Genomic DNA, 20,102 nt, shown 5'->3' on the forward strand with positions numbered 1-20,102 from the left:
TGGCAGTCGCCGTAACTTTCCCTCAAGAGGCACCAGCGGTCGCGGAGCCTCGACCAGAGGAAGTTCGAAATGATCAAAATGACAAAGACTTCGGGCCCGACTTCCGGCGCAACTTTGGGGGCAAGTTCGGTGCCCGCCGCCGCCAAACTGGAAACCCGTCAACAGACCGCCCGCTGCGACGGCCACGCACCGGTCCTCATCACCGAGAACGAGGTGCGGTTCGGCACCGCCGCCGTGGTGCGCCCGCCCGCCCGCCGAAACGTCGTCACCCTGGTCACCGGAGCGATGACAGCTGTTGCGGCACAGTGGCGTACCCGCACCGAGCGGCGCTCGGTCCGCCCACACTATCCGTCCCGGCTGAGCTACCTCGAAGACAGCTTGATGGCCCGGGAGATGGACCGGCTCTGAATCAGCCGGCCAACGCGACCGGGGCCACCACGTCGGAGTAGAGCGAGGCGTCACCGGCGATCGACCGGCTGCGCCGGCCGTACACGTCCACCGGTACATCGCCGGCCAGCGTGATCCGGCTCAGCCGGCGGAACTGGTCGTCGTAGTCGGACACCGCGTAGTGCTGTGTGGCCCGGTTGTCCCAGATCGCCAGGTCACCCGGCTCCCAGTTCCACCGAATGGTGTTTTCCAGCTTGATGACCCGGTTCTGCAGCAGCTGGAACAGGGCGGCCGACTCGGCGACACCGAGCCCGACGAACTGTTTGATGAAGTGACCGAGGAGCAACACCCGCTTGCCGGTCTCGGGATGGACCCGCACCACCGGGTGTTCGGTCTCGTAGTACTCGGACACGAACTCTTCGCGGTATTGCCGTTGGCCGTCGGCCAGATCGTCGTGACGCCCGTCGTAATCGGTCGCGTAGTCGTACTGGTTGGTGTGCACCGCCCAGAGGTTCTCGGTCAGCGCACGCAGCGACTCGGGCAGGTTGTCGTAGGCCACCTCGGTCGACGCCCAGGTGGTGGTGCCACCGTAGCTGGGCAGGGTGACTGCCCGCAGCAGCGATGCCTTGGGGATGCGGTCGACGAACGTCACATCGGTGTGCCAACTATTGGCCTTGTCATACCGGGAGTCGATCGGCAGGATGCGATCGCCGCGCGAGGTGACGGTCGGATGCGCGCCCGTCGGCGTCCCCAGCAGGCTCGCGAACGCCAACTGGCCGTCGTCGAGGTGGTGCTGCCCGCGGAAGAAGATGACCTTGTGTTCGAGCAGGGCATCGTTGATCGCGGAGACTGTGGCCGCGTCGAGGCTGCCGCTGACGTCGATTCCATCGATTCGGGCCCCGATGTGGGCACCGAGCTTCACTACACGCAGAGTGGACACCCCGCCACCGTCGGCGATTCGGTGCCTGAGCACCACCTTTGCACTCAGCGCGAGCGCAAAGGCGGGTACGGGTCAGTCGATCCGGATGACGTAGGTGCCATCCTCGTCGCGCTCGATCTGCCCGTCGAGGGCATTGATCCACACCGGGGTGTCGCGCCGCGAGCCCAGGAAGGCGCTCTGCACGGCGCCACCGGGCTGCAGGTCGACATTCCACTCGTCGTCCTGGGCGACGATGGTCAGGACCTCCTCACCGTCGGCGCGGCGGATCGAGATCACCTGACCATTGGAGTCCAGGTCCTCCAGCTCGGAGTCGTAGTCCTCGAGCTCAGCTTCGTCGAACAGTTCGGCGTCCGGGTCCCTGACATCGTCATGCACGGGAGAAGACTGTACCCAGAATCACGTCTTCCGATGAAGACCATCGCGCCTCCAGACGCTAACGTGCATCCGACGTTTACAGGCCGTTCGCCCGGGGAACAAGAATTCCCGCTGCGGCGTTGGCCAAGCATTGGTCTTGATAGAGGAGGGATCATCTATGGCTACCGATTACGACGCTCCGCGCGTCAAGGAGACGGACGAGGTAGGCGACGAGTCGCTGGAAGAGCTGGCCACACAGCGGAGGGCAGCGGCCAACACCGCGGTCATCGACGAGGACGAGGTGGTCGATTCGTTCGACCTGCCCGACGCCGACCTCTCCGGTGAGGAGCTGAGCGTGCGGGTCGTGCCCAAGCAGGCCGACGAGTTCACCTGCTCGAGCTGCTTCCTGGTGCAGCACCGCAACCGGCTGGCGCTGCAGAAGGGCGATCAGCAGCTCTGCGTCGAGTGCGTGTAGCACTCGGCCAGTGCCGCAGCGGGACCGGTGGCTCGCGGCTGCCACCGGTCACGGTTTGACCGCCGATCCACGCGAATCGCACCCGTGGCGGCGCACAATTTCTATTCTCGAATCTGCAGACCGACACGACGTTGGGGGTGCAGATGCCCGAGGGTGCGATGGCCAAAACCAGGCACGAGGCTCGATTCGACAAGCACCGATACCACTTCGACCGGCACACCCCGCAATATCGCGATCAGTTCGAGCCCATAGCGTCGGAGATGCTGGGCTCCTGTCCGCTGGCGTGGACTGACACCTATGGCGGCCACTGGGTGGCCGCCGGCAGCAACGAGGTCTTCGAACTGGCCCGTTGCCCACACATCTCGAATGACAACGATGTGGTCGGTGACCGAAAAGGCTACCGGGGCATCAATATCCCGCGCGCCGAGGTCAGCGCCCAGTTCCGCGGCGGCATGCTGGAGATGGACGATCCCGAGCATCGCGCCTACCGGACCCCGCTGAACGGCTACCTGTCGCCGGCGGCGGTGGCGCGGTGGAAGCCGGTGATCGATGAGCTGGTCAGGGCCTGCCTGGACGAGAAGATCGAAGGCGGCAGCATCGATTTCGTCGATGATCTGGCGAACATCGTCCCGGCCGTACTCACGCTGGGACTACTGGGGGTGCCGCTCGACGAGTGGGAGATCTACTGCGAACCCGCGCACGCGTCGGTATACACGCCCGCGGACTCCCCCGACGCCAAACGGGTTTTCGATCTGTCGGTGGCCTCGGCCGTGCACATGATGGGGCATGTCGCAGTGATCCGCGAGCAGCCGCGACCAGGGCTGATCGACGCCATGGTGCGGATGCGCATCGACGGGCAGCCCGCACCGGATTCGGAGATCCTGGGCATGCTCATGCTGCTGATCGGTGGCGGCTTCGACACCACGACCGCGTTGACCGCCCATGCCCTGGAATGGCTGTCCCAGCATCCCGATCAGCGAGAGCGGTTGAGCCGCGACCGCGACACCCTGCTCGACTCGGCCACCGAGGAATTCCTGCGTTTCTTCACCCCGGCGCCCGGCGACGGCCGGACCGTGGCCGAGGACATCGAGGTGGACGGCATACCGCTCAAAGAGGGTGAGCGGCTGTGGTTGTCCTGGGCGATGGCCAACCGCGATCCCCGCGTCTTCGACAACCCCAACGAACTGAGGCTGGACCGAACCGGCAACCGTCACTTCAGCTTTGGCCTCGGGGTACACCGTTGCATCGGATCGAATGTGGCACGGATGGTGTTCAAGTCGATGCTGACCGCGGTGCTCGATCGGATACCGGATTACCACTGCGATCCGGCCGGTGCCGTGCACTACCAAACCATCGGGGTGATCCAGGGCATGCAGCATCTGCCGGCGACATTCACGCCCGGTCGCCGCACCGGTCCGGGGTTCGGGGATACCTTGAAGAAGCTGCAACGGATCTGCGATGACCAGCAGTTGGCCGCTCCGATCACGGTCCACCGGGCCACGGCCGTCATCGATTGACCGTACGACGGAGGAAAGCGGGTAGGAGATGGCAACGCTGCGCAAGACTGGACGTCTGATCGTCACGGCCTGCTGTGCGGCCGCGGTTGCGGCGACGATGGTTTCGGGGGCCGTTTCGGGTTGGCCGGCGCCCGGCGCCACGCTCGCGACCTGTCCGTCGGGTGAGGACAGCGACACCTACACCGGAAGTTGCGTCCCGTATCTGGTGCCCAATTCACCGAGCGGCGCCAGCCTGTGTCCGCCCGGGGTGAGCGGCTCCGAGTGCGGTTCGGCGCAGCCCCCAGCCGGGCCGCTGCAGCGGCCACCGCTGGCCCCGCTCGCACCCACCGGCCCTGAGCAGCAACTTCAGGACGTCAGCACCCCGGACTTCTGATCCGCGGACCTCAGAGTCGGCCGGCGACGAAATCGGCTGCCTGCGCAACCTTTCCGGACTGCACGTAGGACACGTGGGCGCCCATGTCCCAGCCGCCTTCCCAGCAGATCGGATCGCCCTGGTTGCACTGGTCGATGGAGTCGGCGGCGTACGCCGGCGCCAGCGTCGGCAGTGACCTCCCGGCGAGCAAGCCGGAGAACCCGGTGCGCGGCGCGCCGAACAGGGCGCTGGCCGCCACATGCTGGGCGGTCTGCGGCGACGCCTCGTTGGTGGCCAGCTCGATGACCGCCGCGCCCTGTGAATAGCCACCGAGCACCATCTCGGTGTCCGGGCAGCCGGCCGCGATGGACTCGATGAGCGACCGGGCCGCGTCGGTGCCGGCCGGGGTGCTGGTGTTGAAGTCGTTGGTGGCCGGATAGTCGACGGCCGCTGCGTCGACCGTGCGCGGCGCCACCCGCGCCCGCAGATCGTCGACGAACGGGCCGCCGACACTGCCCAGGCCGGGCGGCTCGTTGGTGCCGCGGGCGAACACCACCTCGACATCGGGACACGGCGCGGCGGCCGCCGGTGCGGCGGTAACCATCGGTACGGCAGCGGCCAGAGCGGCAAGAACCAAGAGCATGGCGGGCTTGGTGGTCATACCGACCGATGGTAGGACTTCCCCATCCAGCGGCGCGGCCAACTTCTCAGCGCGTCACGCTCGGGTCGTCGGCAGCCACCAGACCGGCGCTGCGGGCGTTCACCACCAGGTGTTCCCAGCTCGTGGCCACGGCGGCGATCACGGTGATGGCCGTCAGAAAACCTGCGAACGATGCCGCTGCGCCCGACCAGCCCGCGCCCACGCCATTGGCCCCGAGGTCAACGGCGCCGAGCAGGAGGGCGACAAAGGCTCCGGCGAGTGCGAGCCGGGCCGTCAGCGCACTTCGCCACCATTGCACCCGGCGCGTCGATGGGTTGGGCGTGGTCATGTCTTCCACTGTCCTGACCGCGGCTGAGGAGTCTCGAAGCGTTCGTTATGGAAATGCTGTCAACTGGACCTACCGCCTGTGGCACCTCGGAAAAGCTAAGGTGGTCGGCTATGGCCAACTTGGATCGTCGCAAGATGATGATGTTGTCGGGTCTCGGGGCGCTCGCCGCCGCAATTCCGGCGCCGCAAGCCGGCGCGGTCCCGGCCAAGCCCCAGAGCCCCCGCGTACCGGCACCGTCTGCCCCACAGGCCGCCGTGAACTATGTGTTCACCGACGAGTTCGACGGGCCCGCGGGTTCGGCGCCGAACGCGTCGAAGTGGACCATCGCCAAGGCGCGCGAAGTCATCAAGGACCCCACCTACTGGGAAGAGCCCGGCCGCATCGGGCAGTACCGCAACGACCGCAAGAACGTCTACCTCGACGGCAAGTCCAATCTCGTCATCCGCGCAGCCAAGGACGGCGACACGTACTACAGCGCCAAGCTGGCCAGTGTGTGGGAGGGCGGCGCCGGCCACACCTGGGAGGCGCGGATCAAGTTCAACTGCCTGACGCCGGGGGCCTGGCCGGCGTTCTGGCTGGGCAACCAGGGTGAGGGCGAACTCGACATCATCGAGTGGTACGGCAACGGCAAATGGCCGTCGGCGACTACCGTGCACGCCAAGTCCAACGGCGGCGAATGGGAGACCCACAACGTCGCGGTGGACAACGCCTGGCACACGTGGCGCACCCACTGGGACACCGACAAGGTGCAGTTCTGGCAGGACTACACCGAGGGTGCCAAGCCCTACTTCGAGGTCACCGCGAGTCAGTTGCCGGATTGGCCGTTCAGCCAGCCGGGCTACACCATGTTCGTGGTGTTGAACCTGGCGGTCGCGGGGTCCGGTGGCGAGGATCCCAGCGGGGGCACCTACCCGGCCGACATGCTCGTGGACTGGGTGCGCGTCTGGTAGGCGCTACACCGCGCAACTGCCCCCGGAGAACAGGTCGCAGGTGGTCTCCAGGCCGTTGAGCACCCCGGCCGGGATCGCGGAGATGAAATCGGTCAGGCTGATGTTGTGCAGTGAGGCCAGATGAGTGGCCTCCGGCGTGCCGATCGGCACCGCCACGGCCTCGCCCTCCGGGGTGCTGATCGTGAACGAGTCTTCGCCGTAATATCCTGCGCAGTCTGACGCGCAGGCCCCGGTTTCGGGGTCGATCCGCTCGTCGAACATGTCGTTGATCCACCCCGCCGACAACTCCCGCACGGCCAACGGGTTCTGCGGCTGCGGGAACCCGGCGATGACGTAGGCGGCGACCTGGATCAGCGGGTTGGCGCCCTGCATCGGGTCCATGTGCACGCCGTCTTGAAGCACCACGCCGGTGAACTGGCCCGGGCGGGCCTCCGTCAGCTGGTCGTTGACGTCGCTGAACACGTTGAGGTAGTTCAACGGGGCGCCGATCTCGTAGATCGGGATGTAATCGTTCGGATCGCCGCTGGCCTCCAGCTCGTCCAATCGAGCCATGGCATCCGGGACGATCGAGCCCATCGGCACCGCGTCGTAGGCCACCACGCCGGCAAGGTCGTTGGGCGCGTCGAATCCTGCTTGGCGCCGCCGGCTCAGGCCCTCGGCGTAGTATCCGGCGACCCCTGGGGCGAAGCCGCCGCCCAGCGAGTGCCCGACGAGCACGAACTGCATGGGCACGTCGAGATCGGTGGTGCGGCCGGCCTTCAGCTCGGCGGTGTCCAAGCTGGTGTTCAGGGCCTTGCGGTCGGGGTCGAGGAACAACTCGGCCACCGCGGCGTGCAGGTTGTCGCCGCCCAGCCACATTCCGTCGGCCTCAAACGGATTCGACGTGTAGGTGGTGGTGACGACGATGCTGTTGGTCTGCGTGGCCAGGTAGGACGCGGTGTAGCTGTAGAGCGGACCGTTGGCCAGGAAGCCGTGCTGCAGATAGATCAACCGGGTGGGCGGATCATCGGAATCGGATGTGGGGATGTACCAATTGGATTCGACTTCGTGTCCCTCGGAGACGACCAACGTGGACGTGCTGACCTCGACCGCGTCGCGCAGTTCCGGCGGAACCACCGGATCACCGCCGACCGCACGTTCGAGCGTGGCCAGGGTGTCGAAGACAATGTCGCCGAACGCCGACAACGGCGCCGGGTAATCCTGCGGCTCGGGGTTGAGCACCAGCCCGCCGAGGCTGCGCAGCACGTCGTGGATGGCCTCGACGGGGTCGTTCGGGGTGGCTGTGGTGGACGCGGTGCGCATCGTCGTGATGTCACGTTGCGCGACGGCTGCGTCCTTGCGCTCGGCCTGCAGGTGCTCCCGCAGCGGGGAAACCGCGGAGCGTGCCGCCGCCCGGACATCTATCACCGGACGGACCACGACATCAGCGGGGCTCTCGGCGGCGATCTCGGCTGTGGGTTCGGCGGCGTCGTTCTTCGCGGCGGCGGCCGCGGGCGTGGGCTCGGGGGCGGCTTGAGCGACGTCAGGCACTTTCGCCTCGACGTCGCGCGCCTTCGTTTCGACGTTGCGGGCGGAATCCCGGAAGACCGCGCGTGCCTTCGCCTCAATCCCCGCACCGGAATCGGCGCGCTGAGGTGCCGACCGGTCCGATTCTTCCGTCTGGGTCGACTTTTCGGTCTGGGCCGTGCGTTGGGTGGCCTTGACCTTCGTGGCCGCCGTGTGGTTTGAGATCTTGGATGTGGGCCGGTGTTTGGCGGCGCGTTCGCTGTGGCGCTGAGACCGTTGACGGGTGTCGCTGTGCGTAGCCGCCGACTTCGTGTCTTTCTTCGAGGCGCCGTCGTCGTCGGCGTGCGCGGTGCCCGCCCCCGCGAGCATCGCTGCCGACAATCCCGCCGTGAAGACCCCGGCACCCACCCATGCTGCGACTCGCGTCATTCCGCCCCCCTGTGCGTCGATATTGACGTTTGGCACGCTAGCGGGATTCGGCGGTGTCGCGGGCGGTATTCGGCGAGATGGTGGGCCCATGGATTGTCGTGGATTGCCGGGCAGTTTGCGGTGCGGGATCCGTTGAGCGTGGGCGCACCGGTGCCGTCGCATCGCACCCATCGGCCTTGCTCATTGCGTATCACAACTCTTGCTTTATGCAATACCTTGGGTGTCATGGACGAGACGATGATCGCCACTGCACTGTTGTCAGGCCCGGACGCGATCATGGCCGCGGACCGAAACGGGTTGATCACGTTCTGGAATGTGGGCGCGGAGAGGTTGTTTGGCTTTTCCGCCGATCAGGCCGTCGGCGAGTCGCTGGATCTGATCATTCCGAAGCGCCTGCGTGCACGGCATTGGGAGGGGTGGCACCGGGTCATGGAAACCGGACAGAGCCGCTACGGCGATGGAGATCTGCTCGCGGTGCCGGCCGCGCGGGCGGACGGGTCGACGATCTCGGTCGAGTTCGTGATTCATCCGATAGCCGATGCCCAGGGGCAATTGCTCGGCGTTGCCGCCACGTTGCGCGATGTCACCGCCCGTTTCGAGGAGACCCGTGAACTGCGGCGCCGGCTCGCCGAGCTCTAGACCCTGGCCTTCTCCAGCTGCGGGGCGTAGGTTTTTTACAAGTCATTGTTGTAAAAACACGGAGGGTGGGTCATGAGCATCGCCGCACGCAGCACAAACACCGTCTGGGAGGGGCCGCTTGCCTCGGGGACGGGTCAGTTGAACTCCGGCAGCGGAGCCTTGACCGGGCTCGACGTGACCTGGGCGGCACGCACCGAAGCGCCCGGCGGCAAGACCAGCCCGGAGGAACTGGCGGCCGCCGCGCACTCCTCGTGCTTTTCGATGGCACTGGCCCTCAAACTCGGCGAAAAGCACCTGACGCCGCAACGGCTCGACGTGCGGTCCACCGTCACCCTCGATGAGGTCGACGGGCTGCCCACCATCGTCTCGTCGGCACTGGTCGTCAAGGCCCAGGTCAGCGGGGTGGACGCGGCGACATTCCAGGGCATCGTCGATGACGCCGCCGCACTGTGCCCGGTATCGCGGTTGTTCGCCGGCGCGACGATCAGCGTGGAAGCCGAACTGGTATGAGCACCTCCGTGAGCCCCACCCTGGAGCACGAACACCGGCTGATCGATGCGGGGATCATCGATTTCGCCGATGCCGATCCCCGCGCGGTGAACCCGACGGCGTTACTCGAGGCCATCGCCGTGCTGCGCCGTCACATCTATCTCGAAGAGGAGTACCTCTTCCCTCCGTTGCGGGCGGCCGGCCTGGTCGGCCCGATCATGGTGATGGTGCGTGAGCACGGTCTGATGTGGCCGTTGCTCGACCGGATCGAGCAGGCGGCCGCCGCCGGCGACACCGGCACTGCGGGGCAGCTCTGCCGAGACCTGTTGGAACAGCTTAATTCTCACAACATGAAGGAAGAGCGGATTCTCTACCCGCAGGCAGATGCCCTCCCGCCGGGCGACCTCGACGAACTGGCCGGCCTACTCAGCACGGCCGAACTTCCCGCGGGATGGGTGTGTGGCGGCGTGGCGGTCGACTGATACCCGCTGCTGCGGCTACTTCGGTGTCACGGTCTCCTTGAAGGTGCCGTCACCCTGGTTCAACCAGGTGATCGTGCCGTGCTCGAATTCGCTGACCCAGCCACCGTTGGCGACATCCGGACCGTCGCCGGTCTCATCCTCGTCTTCCGTGGGGAAGCCCAACTGGCCTGCCGGACCACCGTTTTCGGTGTAGACCCGCAAGATCTCACCCTGTACCACGTGGGCGCCGGTCGCCGGGGAGGAGAAGATGGTGCCGTTGGCGAAGGCCTGCACCGTGCCGTCGCCGACCTTCTCGGGTTGCGCCGTCGGAGCGCCCAGCGTGGCTTCACCACCGGCCTCCGAATAGGCCTTTGCCGTCGGGCCGTCGAGCGTCACCTCACCGACGCCCGGAGCGTTGATCGTGCTGGGAGCGCCTTCCAAGGCAGACGAGACGGCGCTCGAGGCAGAACTGGCCCCGGATTTCGCCGCGCTCGTGCCGGCATCTACGGCCGAGGATGCCGCACTCGTCGCACTCGACAAGGCATCCTTGGTCTGGTCTTTTGCTTCTTCGGAACATGCAACGGCAGCCGCACCTGCAATGGCGAAAGCTGCAGCGAGCACACCTGTGCGTTTGATCAGCTTTGGGTTCATTTTCCGAACGTAACACCGGAGACAACAGCTCGTCAGCAAATACCGTGAGACCAATATCTGGAACCAGTAGGCTCTTTCGCCCGATATTCTACGCTGCAAGCACCGGTCGCGGCCCGAAATTTGTTCCCCCACTTCGGCAAAGCCCGTAACACCATGTGGACGAATCCGTTTCGCCCAGCCGGTGACTATCGTGGAGTTTTCGGCGAATGGAGGGCCAGATGAGTTCCGAGACACCGCACGACCGCACCGGTGCTGCCACCACCGTCACCGAATACCCGGACCGGTTCACGATCGAGGTCGAGGGCACCACAGTCGGGCTCGCCGACTTCCACGACCGCGACGGCCGGCGCATCTTTCCGCACACCGAGGTTCAGCCGCAGTATCGCGGGCGTGGGCTGGCCACGATCCTGATCTCCGAAGCCCTCCGTGCGACGCGCGCGGCCGGCCTGCGGATCGTCCCGACGTGCTCGATGGTGGCCGACTACATCGACAAACACCCGGAGTATGCCGACATCACTGATGCGTAGACGGCTCGCCTTGATCAGTTGATCTCCCGCCCTGAGCCTGGCTCAGGTGTCGAGGTCGAATGCTTTGCAGATCGCTTCGGCCAGAGCGGGTTCCTGCTCATCGCCCAAGAAACCGATGAACTCTCCGAGCACGGATGCCGGGATGGTTTGGATGTTGTCGCAGGACACGGCGCACGCATTCGCCAACCCGTTGGCAGGACCGACGGGCACCTCCGTGGATAAGCCGCGCACGGTCGACGTGATGGGCGCGACGGTCACGCTGGCCATGGCGGGCCTGGCGAGTTCACGAGTGAGCACCAGGACCGGCCGAGTCTTGTCCAACCGGGCCTTGTGAATCGGGCGCATCAGTCGATGTCCATCGGTGCGTGAGCCGCCCAGGACGCGAGCTGGTCAAGATCGTCGGGTTGGTCTGCAGTGGCGCGGTAGATCGCGGCATCGCGTAGCGCTTCGAGACGACGACGCTCCCGGCGCAAGGCACGGCTGATGAGCTCGGCGCGAGAGCTGACGTGCTGAGCTGCGACTTCGCCGTCGACGAAGCTCACGAGGTCAGAGTCGAGCCGGATGGCAATTTGCCGCTGGGTCATACCAGCAAATAATACCAATTTGGTATGCAGAATGACATCATGTAGCGATACCAGTCTGGAGGGTCAGAGGTCCAGTTTGGTCGTCATGCCGCAGAACGCCTCAGCGGCGCTCAACGCCGTTTTCCGGTGGGTGGCCGCGCATGCGCTGCGGCGCACACCGTGAGTGGTTGGCGATCTCGGGCCGGGATAAAACTACGGGCTGCGTGTCAAGTTCCAGTGCCCCCAGTCGGACTCGAACCGACACTTGGCGGATTTTAAGTCCGCTGCCTCTGCCAATTGGGCTATGGGGGCGACGCAGCAGAGCATATTTGAGGCAGCTTCGACCCGACCCACCCGCCTCCACTGACACCCTCGCCGAACGGACCGCGGTCGAGATGGTCGAGCGCGGCGGGAAGGCCGCCGATGGATAGCGGGTGCCCGGACAGCCCAATCCTTGTGGAACTGCCACATATTCGCCTACCTCACCGGCCAGATGCCGTCCGGCCACGCGCGGCTGCAACCGCGTCGACGATGCCCCTATTCCCATCGCAATGTCGCGAGTGTTGAATGAGGCGCAAGGGGTGGGGACAGCGTGGGGACCTGATATGCCAAGCACTATCGCGAATTCGATTGCCGTGGTTGCCGAACGGTTCGCATCGATCCTGGGGCCACGGGCGATGCGGATGATCGCGCAGTTCAACAAGTACGTCACCAATCCACTGCAGCGGCTCTGGGCGCCGTGGCTGCCGTATATGGCGGTCATCGAGCACACCGGCCGGACGTCGGGCAAGCCGTACCGGACCCCGGTGATGGCGTTCGTCGACCACAAGTCGGTCAGGGTCGTGCTGAATTACGGCGAGCATTCGGACTGGGTGCGCAACGTCCGGGCCGCGGGGGCGGCCGAGGTGGTGCATCGGGGCCGGCGGTATCGGCTCTCCGAACCCCGGATCATTCCCGCCTGCGATCAGAAGGCCCGATTGGTCGCGTCCTTGGCGCCGCGAGCCTGACGTTGTTGGCGAATTTCGGCCGAGATCTCGTACCCAAGTGCAGGTTGGGCGGTCGGGGCCGGGCGTAGGCTGCGCATATCCCGAGTTTCGGGAGGTCGCCATGGGCGGACTGACCATCGAACTGCGCGACGTGGTGCGCGAGTACCGGGTCGGCGGCCAGACCGTCCGCGCCCTCGACGAGGTCAGTCTGCGGCTCGACGGTGGGCAGTTCGTCGCGATCGTCGGCCCCTCCGGCGCGGGCAAGAGCACGCTGCTGCATCTGCTCGGCGCGCTGGACTCCCCCGATTCCGGCTCGATCAGCTTCGACGGTGAGGAGATCGGCCGTCTCGGTGACGAGCAGCAGTCCGCGTTCCGCCACCATCGGGTGGGCTTCGTCTTCCAGTTCTTCAACCTGCTGCCCACCCTGTCGGCCTGGGAAAACGTGGCCGTGCCGAAGCTGCTCGACGGGGTGCGGCTGGGCCGGGTAAAGCCGCAGGCCGAGGCGCTGCTGGAGCGCGTGGGCCTGGGTAACCGCACCGAGCACCGGCCGTCCGAGCTCTCCGGCGGCCAGATGCAGCGGGTCGCGGTGGCCCGGGCCATGATGATGGACCCGCCGCTGATCCTCGCCGACGAACCCACCGGCAACCTCGATTCGACGACGGGTGCGGCGATCCTGACGTTGCTGGCCGAGGTGGCCCACGAGGAGGGCCTGGGCCGGCTGGTGGTGATGGTGACCCACAACGCCGACGCCGCGGCCGCGACCGATCGGGTGATCACGCTGCAGGACGGGCGGCTCGGCTCCGACGACATGTCGGTGGCACCGGGGTGACACTCGCCGCCGTGCTGGCGTCGTCGGCGAGTCGGCTCCGAGTGTTCAGCCTGCGGGAACTCACGGTGCACCGGCGCCGCACACTGGCCTCGATCGCCGTAATGGCGGTCTCGGCAATGTATCTCGTGGCGATCATCGGCATCTTCGGTTCGATCACCGGATCGGTCAACCGGCTCGCGGACGGCATTGCCGGTGTCGCCGCACTGGAGGTCTCGGGTATCACCGACGCCGGCTTCCCCGAATCGGTCCTGGCCGATGTGGCCGCGGTGCCCGGGGTCTCCACGGCGGCACCGATGCTGCGGATGTCCGCGCCGACGGCCACCGGACCGGTGCTGTTGTTCGGCGCCGACGACCGCAGCCGAGCACTGGAGGGCGCCCTCAAAGATGCGGTGGGCGTGCAGGTTCAGGCCCCCACCGTGGCGGAGGGGGTCCGCGTCGGTCCGGCCGTCGGCCATGCCCAGGGCGAGACGTTCCAGCTCGGCTCCGGGTCGGTCACCGTCGCGGAGGTGCTCACCGGCCGGCAGCTCGCAGAACTCAACGGCGGCCACTACGTGCTGGCCCCGCTTCCGTTGGCGCAGCAGGTAACCGGGCGGCAGGGTCAACTCGACTCGATCCTGATCACCACCGCACCGGACGCCGACCTCTACGCGGTCAGAGACCAGGTCAGCGCCGCGGTCAACGGCCGGGCCATCGTCGCCGACCCGAGCCTGCGGGCCGCCCGGGCCGGCGACGGCGTCAAGCTGATGAACTACATGGCGTTGATGGGCGCCGCGGTGGCCCTGGTGGTCGGCGCCTTCCTGATCTACACCACGATGACGATGGCCATCGCGCAGCGCCGCCCGGTCATCTCGATGCTGCGCGCCATCGGTGGCCGGCGCGCCACCATCGTCCGCGACCTGCTCACCGAGGCGGCCGTCCTCGGGCTGATCGGCGGAACCATCGGCTCCCTCCTCGGAATAGTCCTGGGCCGCTTGGCAATCGGCCGACTACCGCCGACGGTGACCCAGGGGTTGGAAGCCCGCATCGAGTACTGGCTGCCCGGCTACGCACTCCCGGTCGCCATCGCGGTGACCGCACTGACCAGCGTGGCCGCCTCGGCGATGGCGGCGCGGCAGGTCTACAAGGTGTCACCGATCGAGTCGCTGGCCCCGGTCGGGGTGTCGGCGGCCGACAATGTGCCGCGCCGGCTGCGCATCGCCACCGGAATCGGCGCCGTGGCCGCGTTGGTGGCCGCGCTTCTGATTGTGTTCTTCCAACCGGGGTCGTTGGCGTTCCTGGCGATCGCCGCGCTGTTCACCGCTCAGATCGCGCTCGGGTTCGCGTTCGCCGGGCCGATCGTGGCGGGTACCGCCTCGCTGGCCCGCCGGTGCGGCTCGGCCGGGGCACTGGCGGCCGCGACGATCGAACGCGCCCCGCGGCGGGTGTGGGCCACCGTGATGACGGTGCTGATCGCCGTCGTCACCACCGTGGTGATCACCGGGACCAACACCGACATGATCCGCTCGGCCCGCGACATCTTCGCCCCGGTGGCCGAGGTCGACGTGTGGGTGAGCGCCAACTCACCCGACCAGTACCCCACCGATGTTCTGCCACAAGGCCTTACCGCGAATGTCACCGAGGTGACCGGCGTTGCGAGCGTTACCGAAGGTGCCCTCGGTTTCGCTGTCGTCGGCGGCACCCGGGTGCTGCTCGACGGTTTCGCTCCCGGCAGCCACGACGCCCTCTTCCGCGCGCTCGACGACCAGACCCGCAGCGATGTGCTCGCCGGCCGGGGCCTCGTGCTGTCGCAGAATCTAGGGAAAACTCTCGACGTACAGGCCGGTGACGAGCTCACCATGCAGACGCCACACGGCCCGCAGCGGGCGAGGGTGCTGGCCCTGGTCCCCTACTTCTCCACGGTGATCGGCACGGTCGGAATGGATCTCGATCAGATGCGCACCTGGTTCGACCGTCCGGGCACGACGACGCTGCAGATCACCGCCACCAAGGGCACCGATCCTCAGCGGCTGCTGGACAACCTCCGCCAGGCGGTGCCAGCGCCGAACCACGTCTACGACGGCCGCACCGCACTGGCCGGCCTCGAGGCGCCGCTGCACCAGAGCATGCTGATCGCCAACGCCGTGTGGATCATCGTGGCGTTCGTCGCCGCTGTCGCGCTGCTGAACACGCTGACCCTGTCGGTGCTCGAACGGCGCCGCGAGATCGGGGTACTGCGGGCGATGGGAGCCAGCCGACGCTACACCTTGGCCATGGTGCTGGCCGAGGCCGCGGCCATCGGCATGTTGGGCGGGCTGCTCGGGCTGACTCTGGGGTTGGTCGATCAATGGTTGTTCAGCCTCGTCAGCGCAGACATCATGAACTTCGACGTCACATTCCGGCCGACTGCGATGGCGCTGGTCTTCACCGCCGGCGCGGTGGCGCTCAGCCTCCTCGGCTCGCTGCCCCCGGCCCGACGCGCCGCGCGGCTCAACATCATCGAGGCGGTCAGCGTCGAATAGTCGCCACCCCCAGCAGATGTGGGGTGCACGGCGGTGGCACCAAGGTCCGGCGGATGCGGCGCAGCCCGCCGATGTCGAACCCGGCCGCGGCGATCGCGTCGACGGTGCGGCGGTTCGGCTCGCAGCCCGACGACAGCCACGCCCACGGCCGCGCGATCCGGTCCTGGAACCAGCCCATCAGGCCGTCGCCACGCACATGTTCGAGCACCACCAGGCGGCCACCGGGCGCCAGCACGCGCCGGATCTCGGCCAGTGTGGCGGCCACGTCGTCCACCGAGCACAACACCAGCCCGGCGTGGACGGTGTCGAAACTGTTGTCGCCGAATGGGATCGACTCTCCTGACCCGTCGACAATCTCGAGGGCGATGCCGCGCCGCCGGGCCAGCGCACCGGCCATCCGGCGCATCGCGGCATCCGGTTCCACCGCCGCGACGGCCGTCACGGCAGTCGGCAGGAACATCAGATCGCGGCCCGGACCGATCCCGACCATCAGCAGCCGGCCCGTCGCGTGGCTCATCGCGTCCCGTCGGTACCGGCGGTAGAACAGCCGGTCGAACACCGGCATGCCGAGCCGATACACATACGGGAACAACGGATTACGGTGCCTCACTCCCGGGCCCCACGATCCAGTCGGAACGGTGGATAGTCGTCGCTCATCAACGAGACGTACACCGCCACCCGGTACCGCCACCGCACGATGCCCATCAGCAGGTCGAACATGTCCGGTGACACCGTCCCCCGGACCAGTAACCGCACCGCGGAAATGACGCACAGCACCTGCAGCAGCGGCTCCATGGCCCAGCACAGGACGATCTGCGGAAACCCCAACAGCCACTTGACCGGTACCGTCCACCTGGTGAGGTGTTCGGGATGGTCGACTTCGAGATCGCCCGGGTAGTCGGGGCACAGCGCCAGCGTGAAGGGCGGGTAGCGGTCGGTGGTGTTCATCGGGAACCGGTAGTTCATCACCCGCCACGACCAGCGCAACACACCGACGTTGACGTCGAACAGTCCTCTCGGATACCGGCCGGTGCACAAGATAGCCACGCCCGCAATGAAAGTCAGGAGCGGATACACCAGGTAGAGGCCGATCAGTATCGGATAGTGCGGCACCGCCAGCACGCACCACTTCACGAGCCACAGCCAACGCGACGGGGCGTCGATGGCGCCGCGTACCCGTACCGCCGGCCCGGACGTCATGTTCATCTCAGCCGGCAAGCTGTCGCGGCGAGGTCTCGGCCGATGTCCGCGGCCATCCGGCGGTGACTCACCGCCTGCAGGAAAGACATCAGGGTCCAGGTCATCACCCGATCGGAGATCAGCGCGGCGGGCGCCAGCACCGCTTCACCGTGCGATACCGGTAACGAGGCCACCCTGGACACGGCCGCCACCCGGGGTCGTCGGGTCCGCTCGTAGCGGCGCAGCGCCGCACACAGATCCAGATCCGAGCCGCGCTGAAAGTCCGACAGCACCTTGCACAACACCATTGTGTCGAGCAACGCCTGGTTGGTGCCCTGCGCCAGGGTGGGCGGCATCGTGTGGGCCGCATCGCCGAGCAACGTCAGCGGGCCCCGGCCCGGCCCGGGAACGGGATGCCGGAAATGTGGATAGGGCGAGTGGGTGAGATCGTCGTCGGTCAACGTCGCGAGCAGCTCATCGACCGGCCCGCACCACCCGCTGAAGTGGGATCGGATCATTGCGATCGGGCGTTCCGGTCGGACGAAATCCGATGCCCAGGGCAGGTCGAACCACCACTGCACCTCGCTGTTTCCGGCCGGCCACAGGCCGAGGTTGCCGTGCTCACCGATGACGACCATCGCGACGTGTCTGTCCATGCCGTCGGGAAGGACGCCCAGCCCCTGCCAGCTGCACCAGCCGGTGGGCTCGGCGTGCGGTGCGCCGACGATCTCGCGAACCGTGGAGTGCAAACCGTCCGCGCCGATCACCAGATCACCTTCGGCACAACTGCCGTCGGCGAAAACGGCCCGCGCTTCCCCGGTTCCACTGACGACACCGACCACCCGCGCGTTGCCCCTGATCCGTTCCGCCGGAAACCTTTCCAGCAGCCGCTGCAGCAGGACCCGGCGCGGCACCATCTGCACGGGTGCACCCAGCCGGTTCACGATCGCGGTGACGTCCAGGGTGGTCACCCGGCGTCCCGTCGAGGTCAGCACCCGCACAGTGGACAGCTGCTGGCCCGCACCGCGCATGTCGACGCCCAGTTGCGCCAACACGGTTTCGCCGTTGGGCCAGATGGTCACCGCGCCGCCGCCGGCCCGTACGGCCGGACGCTGCTCGAACACGGTGACGTCATGACCGTCGCGCAACAGCCCACGGGCGATGGAGACACCGCCCACTCCAGCGCCGACGACAAGGATCCGCAGCGGTCCTTTCGGCGCTGGCGCAGTGCGGTACCGGCGCTGGGGCCATTTTGGGCCCACGGCTCAATTTATGCCCGCTACCCGGCTGCTGTACAGGGTCGCGAGGTGGCGCCTCGACGCACCTTTGCTTGCGCGAGCAGACGCAAAACTGCCCATTTTGCCGCCAGAATATGCAGTTTTGTGTCTGCTCGCGCTAGGAATGGACCCAGCAGCAATCACCGGATTCGGGCACGCGCACACGCTACGGTTCCTGCTATGTCCGGTGACCGCGCCAGCTACCGCGCCCTGTTCGAGGCCAGCCTCGATGACCCGACCGCATTCTGGGCCGACGCCGCCAAGTCGGTGACCTGGACGACCGAACCCCAGCGTGTACTGGACGACACCAATCCACCGTTCTACCGGTGGTTCCCCGACGGGGAGCTGAACACCTGCGCCAACGCCCTGGACCGCCATGTCGCCGAACGCGGCGATCAGACCGCCCTGATCTACGACTCCCCCGTCACCGGCACCAAGGCCACCTACACCTACCGCGAGTTGCGCGAGGCCACCGCCCGGTTCGCCGGGGCGCTGCGCGGGCTCGGGGTGCACAAGGGCGATCTCGTGGTGATCTACATGCCGATGGTCCCCGAAGCCGTCATCGCGATGCTGGCCTGCGCGCGACTGGGCGCGGTGCACTCGGTGGTGTTCGGTGGGTTCGCCGCCCACGAGTTGGCCGCCCGGATCGACGATGCCCGGCCGGTGGCGGTGGTGAGCGCATCGTGCGGGATCGAGCCGACGCGCGTCATCGAGTACAAGCCGATGCTGGACACAGCGTTGGAGATCGCCGAGCACAAGCCGCGGGCCTGCGTCATCCTGCAGCGCGAGCAGTGTCCGTGCGAGCTGGTCGACGGACGCGACCACGACTGGCGACAACTTGTGGCCGAGGCCGAGCCGGCCGCCCCGGTGCCGGTGGCCGCCACCGACCCGCTGTACGTGCTCTACACCTCGGGCACCACCGGCAAACCCAAGGGCATCGTCCGCGACAACGGCGGGCACGCGGTGGCCCTGCTGTGGAGCATGCGCCACATCTACGACATCGCGCCCGGCGAGGTGTTCTGGGCGGCCTCCGATGTCGGCTGGGTCGTCGGGCACTCCTACATCGTGTACGCGCCGCTGCTGCTGGGTGCGACAACCGTTCTCTACGAAGGCAAACCGGTTGGCACCCCGGATGCCGGGGCGTTTTGGCGGGTGGCCGCCGAGTACGGCGTCAAGGCGTTGTTCACTGCCCCGACGGCGATTCGGGCGATCAAGAAGGACGATCCCGACGGCGCGTTCATCGGCAAGTATGACCTGTCGGGCCTGGCCTACCTGTTCCAGGCCGGCGAGCGGCTCGACCCCGACACCTACCACTGGGCCGCCGACAAACTCGGTGTTCCGGTGGTCGATCACTGGTGGCAGACCGAGACCGGATGGGCCATCGCCGCCGACCCGATGGGTGTCGAAGCCCTTCCGATCAAGCCGGGTTCGGCCACGGTGCCGATGCCGGGTTACGACGTGCAGATCCTGCGTTCGGACGGCACCCGGTGCGAGGCCGGCGAGGACGGTGCCATCTGCATCAGGTTGCCACTGCCGCCGGGCACGCTGCCCACGTTGTGGGGCGACGACCACCGTTACGTGGCGTCGTACCTGTCGGCGTTCACCGGCTACTACCTCACTGGCGACGGCGGTTACCTGGACTCCGACGGCTACCTGTTCGTGATGGGCCGCACCGACGACGTCATCAACGTGGCCGGACACCGGCTGTCGACCGGGTCGATCGAGGCGGTGCTGGCCGACCATCCCTCGGTGGCCGAGTGCGCGGTGATCGGTGTGGCCGACGAGCTCAAGGGTCAGGTGCCGCGGGGTTTCGTGGTTCTCAAGTCCGGCGCCTCGACCGAGAAGATCACCGACGAACTCATCAACCGGGTGCGCGAAAGCATCGGTGCGGTAGCGGTTTTCAAGACGGTCGACGTGGTCTCGGCGTTGCCCAAGACCCGCTCGGGCAAGATCCTGCGCAAGACGATGCGCGGTATCGCCGACGGTCTCGACGAGCCGGTGCCCTCCACCATCGAGGACCCCGCGGTGCTCGATGCGCTCAAAGCCGTGCTGCGCCCGTGAGCTTTTCCCGCGAGCAGACACAAAACTGCCATGTTTCCATGGA

24 protein-coding genes and 1 tRNA gene are annotated in these 20,102 nt (G+C 67.0%); 13 read left to right on the top strand and 12 right to left on the bottom strand.

Annotation, left to right across the window (positions count from 1 at the left end; translation table 11 throughout):
- The first annotated feature begins 78 nt into the window (after positions 1–78).
- Positions 79–408 (top strand): hypothetical protein, encoded by a 330-nt coding sequence (locus FR943_RS21610; RefSeq protein WP_217160310.1) that lies wholly within the window; start codon positions 79–81, stop codon positions 406–408.
- Between the two features lies 1 nt (position 409).
- Here FR943_RS21610 and FR943_RS21615 read toward each other — a convergent pair whose 3' ends face one another.
- The gene (locus FR943_RS21615; protein WP_217160311.1) at positions 410–1,327 is read right to left on the bottom strand and encodes a TauD/TfdA dioxygenase family protein; all 918 of its coding nucleotides are present in this window, start codon (positions 1,325–1,327) and stop codon (positions 410–412) included.
- A 72-nt stretch (positions 1,328–1,399) separates the two neighbouring features.
- Complete coding sequence (locus tag FR943_RS21620; protein WP_217160312.1) at positions 1,400–1,702, bottom strand: hypothetical protein; 303 nt, start codon at positions 1,700–1,702, stop codon at positions 1,400–1,402.
- A 157-nt stretch (positions 1,703–1,859) separates the two neighbouring features.
- On the opposite strand from FR943_RS21620, the gene FR943_RS21625 reads away from it, so the two are divergent.
- The 3 genes from FR943_RS21625 to FR943_RS21635 all read left to right on the top strand — a co-directional run bounded on the left by FR943_RS21625 (position 1,860) and on the right by FR943_RS21635 (position 4,046).
- Complete coding sequence (locus tag FR943_RS21625) at positions 1,860–2,156, top strand: DUF4193 domain-containing protein (protein WP_217160313.1); 297 nt, start codon at positions 1,860–1,862, stop codon at positions 2,154–2,156.
- 158 nt (positions 2,157–2,314) lie between these two features.
- Complete coding sequence (locus tag FR943_RS21630; RefSeq protein ID WP_217160314.1) at positions 2,315–3,673, top strand: cytochrome P450; 1,359 nt, start codon at positions 2,315–2,317, stop codon at positions 3,671–3,673.
- A gap of 28 nt (positions 3,674–3,701) precedes the next feature.
- The gene (locus tag FR943_RS21635) at positions 3,702–4,046 is read left to right on the top strand and encodes a hypothetical protein (RefSeq protein ID WP_217160315.1); all 345 of its coding nucleotides are present in this window, start codon (positions 3,702–3,704) and stop codon (positions 4,044–4,046) included.
- A gap of 10 nt (positions 4,047–4,056) precedes the next feature.
- Here the strand turns inward: FR943_RS21635 and FR943_RS21640 are convergent, their stop codons facing one another.
- Together FR943_RS21640 and FR943_RS21645 are read right to left on the bottom strand one after the other, a co-directional pair.
- Positions 4,057–4,686: a cutinase family protein gene (locus FR943_RS21640; protein ID WP_217160316.1), complete on the bottom strand. Its 630-nt coding sequence runs from the start codon at positions 4,684–4,686 to the stop codon at positions 4,057–4,059.
- A gap of 46 nt (positions 4,687–4,732) precedes the next feature.
- Positions 4,733–5,014 carry a hypothetical protein gene (locus FR943_RS21645; RefSeq protein WP_217160317.1) on the bottom strand — a complete coding sequence of 94 codons (282 nt, stop codon included), beginning with the start codon at positions 5,012–5,014 and terminating at the stop codon, positions 4,733–4,735.
- A gap of 110 nt (positions 5,015–5,124) precedes the next feature.
- On the opposite strand from FR943_RS21645, the gene FR943_RS21650 reads away from it, so the two are divergent.
- Positions 5,125–5,964, top strand: coding sequence for a glycoside hydrolase family 16 protein (locus FR943_RS21650; protein ID WP_217160318.1), 840 nt, complete (start codon positions 5,125–5,127; stop codon positions 5,962–5,964).
- Positions 5,965–5,967: 3 nt separating this feature from the next.
- Here the strand turns inward: FR943_RS21650 and FR943_RS21655 are convergent, their stop codons facing one another.
- Positions 5,968–7,899: a hypothetical protein gene (locus FR943_RS21655; protein WP_217160319.1), complete on the bottom strand. Its 1,932-nt coding sequence runs from the start codon at positions 7,897–7,899 to the stop codon at positions 5,968–5,970.
- A gap of 225 nt (positions 7,900–8,124) precedes the next feature.
- Between FR943_RS21655 and FR943_RS21660 the strand changes: the two genes are divergently transcribed.
- From FR943_RS21660 to FR943_RS21670, 3 genes are all read left to right on the top strand, one after another.
- Positions 8,125–8,538, top strand: a complete 414-nt coding sequence (locus tag FR943_RS21660; RefSeq protein WP_217160320.1) for a PAS domain-containing protein — start codon at positions 8,125–8,127, stop codon at positions 8,536–8,538.
- Positions 8,539–8,610: 72 nt separating this feature from the next.
- On the top strand, positions 8,611–9,048 hold the full coding sequence (locus FR943_RS21665; protein WP_217160321.1) for an OsmC family peroxiredoxin: 438 nt from the start codon (positions 8,611–8,613) through the stop codon (positions 9,046–9,048).
- Positions 9,045–9,509 carry a hemerythrin domain-containing protein gene (locus FR943_RS21670; protein ID WP_217160322.1) on the top strand — a complete coding sequence of 155 codons (465 nt, stop codon included), beginning with the start codon at positions 9,045–9,047 and terminating at the stop codon, positions 9,507–9,509. The genes FR943_RS21665 and FR943_RS21670 overlap by 4 nt, the downstream gene beginning before the upstream one ends.
- 15 nt (positions 9,510–9,524) lie before the next feature.
- Here FR943_RS21670 and FR943_RS21675 read toward each other — a convergent pair whose 3' ends face one another.
- Positions 9,525–10,139 carry an LGFP repeat-containing protein gene (locus FR943_RS21675; RefSeq protein WP_217160323.1) on the bottom strand — a complete coding sequence of 205 codons (615 nt, stop codon included), beginning with the start codon at positions 10,137–10,139 and terminating at the stop codon, positions 9,525–9,527.
- Positions 10,140–10,357: 218 nt separating this feature from the next.
- Between FR943_RS21675 and FR943_RS21680 the strand changes: the two genes are divergently transcribed.
- Complete coding sequence (locus FR943_RS21680) at positions 10,358–10,666, top strand: GNAT family N-acetyltransferase (protein WP_217160324.1); 309 nt, start codon at positions 10,358–10,360, stop codon at positions 10,664–10,666.
- Positions 10,667–10,708: 42 nt separating this feature from the next.
- Here FR943_RS21680 and FR943_RS21685 read toward each other — a convergent pair whose 3' ends face one another.
- The 3 genes from FR943_RS21685 to FR943_RS21695 form a co-directional block, all read right to left on the bottom strand.
- Positions 10,709–11,011: a type II toxin-antitoxin system PemK/MazF family toxin gene (locus FR943_RS21685; protein ID WP_217160325.1), complete on the bottom strand. Its 303-nt coding sequence runs from the start codon at positions 11,009–11,011 to the stop codon at positions 10,709–10,711.
- Positions 11,011–11,250, bottom strand: coding sequence for an antitoxin (locus FR943_RS21690; RefSeq protein WP_217160326.1), 240 nt, complete (start codon positions 11,248–11,250; stop codon positions 11,011–11,013). Before FR943_RS21690 ends, FR943_RS21685 begins: the two co-directional genes overlap by 1 nt.
- 217 nt (positions 11,251–11,467) lie before the next feature.
- Positions 11,468–11,541: transfer RNA gene (locus FR943_RS21695), tRNA-Leu, on the bottom strand.
- A gap of 365 nt (positions 11,542–11,906) precedes the next feature.
- Between FR943_RS21695 and FR943_RS21700 the strand changes: the two genes are divergently transcribed.
- The 3 genes from FR943_RS21700 to FR943_RS21710 all read left to right on the top strand — a co-directional run bounded on the left by FR943_RS21700 (position 11,907) and on the right by FR943_RS21710 (position 15,542).
- On the top strand, positions 11,907–12,236 hold the full coding sequence (locus FR943_RS21700) for a nitroreductase family deazaflavin-dependent oxidoreductase (RefSeq protein WP_372448222.1): 330 nt from the start codon (positions 11,907–11,909) through the stop codon (positions 12,234–12,236).
- A gap of 109 nt (positions 12,237–12,345) precedes the next feature.
- Entirely contained in the window at positions 12,346–13,044 is a 699-nt protein-coding gene (locus FR943_RS21705; protein WP_217160432.1) for an ABC transporter ATP-binding protein, read from the top strand.
- Positions 13,041–15,542: an FtsX-like permease family protein gene (locus FR943_RS21710; RefSeq protein WP_217160328.1), complete on the top strand. Its 2,502-nt coding sequence runs from the start codon at positions 13,041–13,043 to the stop codon at positions 15,540–15,542. Before FR943_RS21705 ends, FR943_RS21710 begins: the two co-directional genes overlap by 4 nt.
- Here FR943_RS21710 and FR943_RS21715 read toward each other — a convergent pair.
- Genes FR943_RS21715 through FR943_RS21725 form a run of 3 tightly spaced genes read right to left on the bottom strand, consistent with a single transcriptional unit; the run spans position 15,529 to position 17,920 of the window.
- Complete coding sequence (locus tag FR943_RS21715) at positions 15,529–16,152, bottom strand: class I SAM-dependent methyltransferase (protein ID WP_217160329.1); 624 nt, start codon at positions 16,150–16,152, stop codon at positions 15,529–15,531. The genes FR943_RS21710 and FR943_RS21715 overlap by 14 nt on opposite strands.
- Entirely contained in the window at positions 16,149–16,742 is a 594-nt protein-coding gene (locus FR943_RS21720) for a DUF4389 domain-containing protein (protein WP_372448210.1), read from the bottom strand. The genes FR943_RS21715 and FR943_RS21720 overlap by 4 nt, the downstream gene beginning before the upstream one ends.
- Positions 16,743–16,744: 2 nt before the next feature.
- The gene (locus FR943_RS21725) at positions 16,745–17,920 is read right to left on the bottom strand and encodes an FAD-dependent oxidoreductase (RefSeq protein WP_217160433.1); all 1,176 of its coding nucleotides are present in this window, start codon (positions 17,918–17,920) and stop codon (positions 16,745–16,747) included.
- Positions 17,921–18,178: 258 nt separating this feature from the next.
- Here FR943_RS21725 and FR943_RS21730 point away from each other — a divergent pair, with 258 nt between their 5' ends.
- Entirely contained in the window at positions 18,179–20,059 is a 1,881-nt protein-coding gene (locus FR943_RS21730; protein WP_217160331.1) for a propionyl-CoA synthetase, read from the top strand.
- The last annotated feature ends 43 nt before the right edge of the window (positions 20,060–20,102 follow it).

It is taken from the genome of [Mycobacterium] fortunisiensis (assembly GCF_019050325.1).
Classification (GTDB): domain Bacteria; phylum Actinomycetota; class Actinomycetes; order Mycobacteriales; family Mycobacteriaceae; genus Mycobacterium; species Mycobacterium fortunisiensis.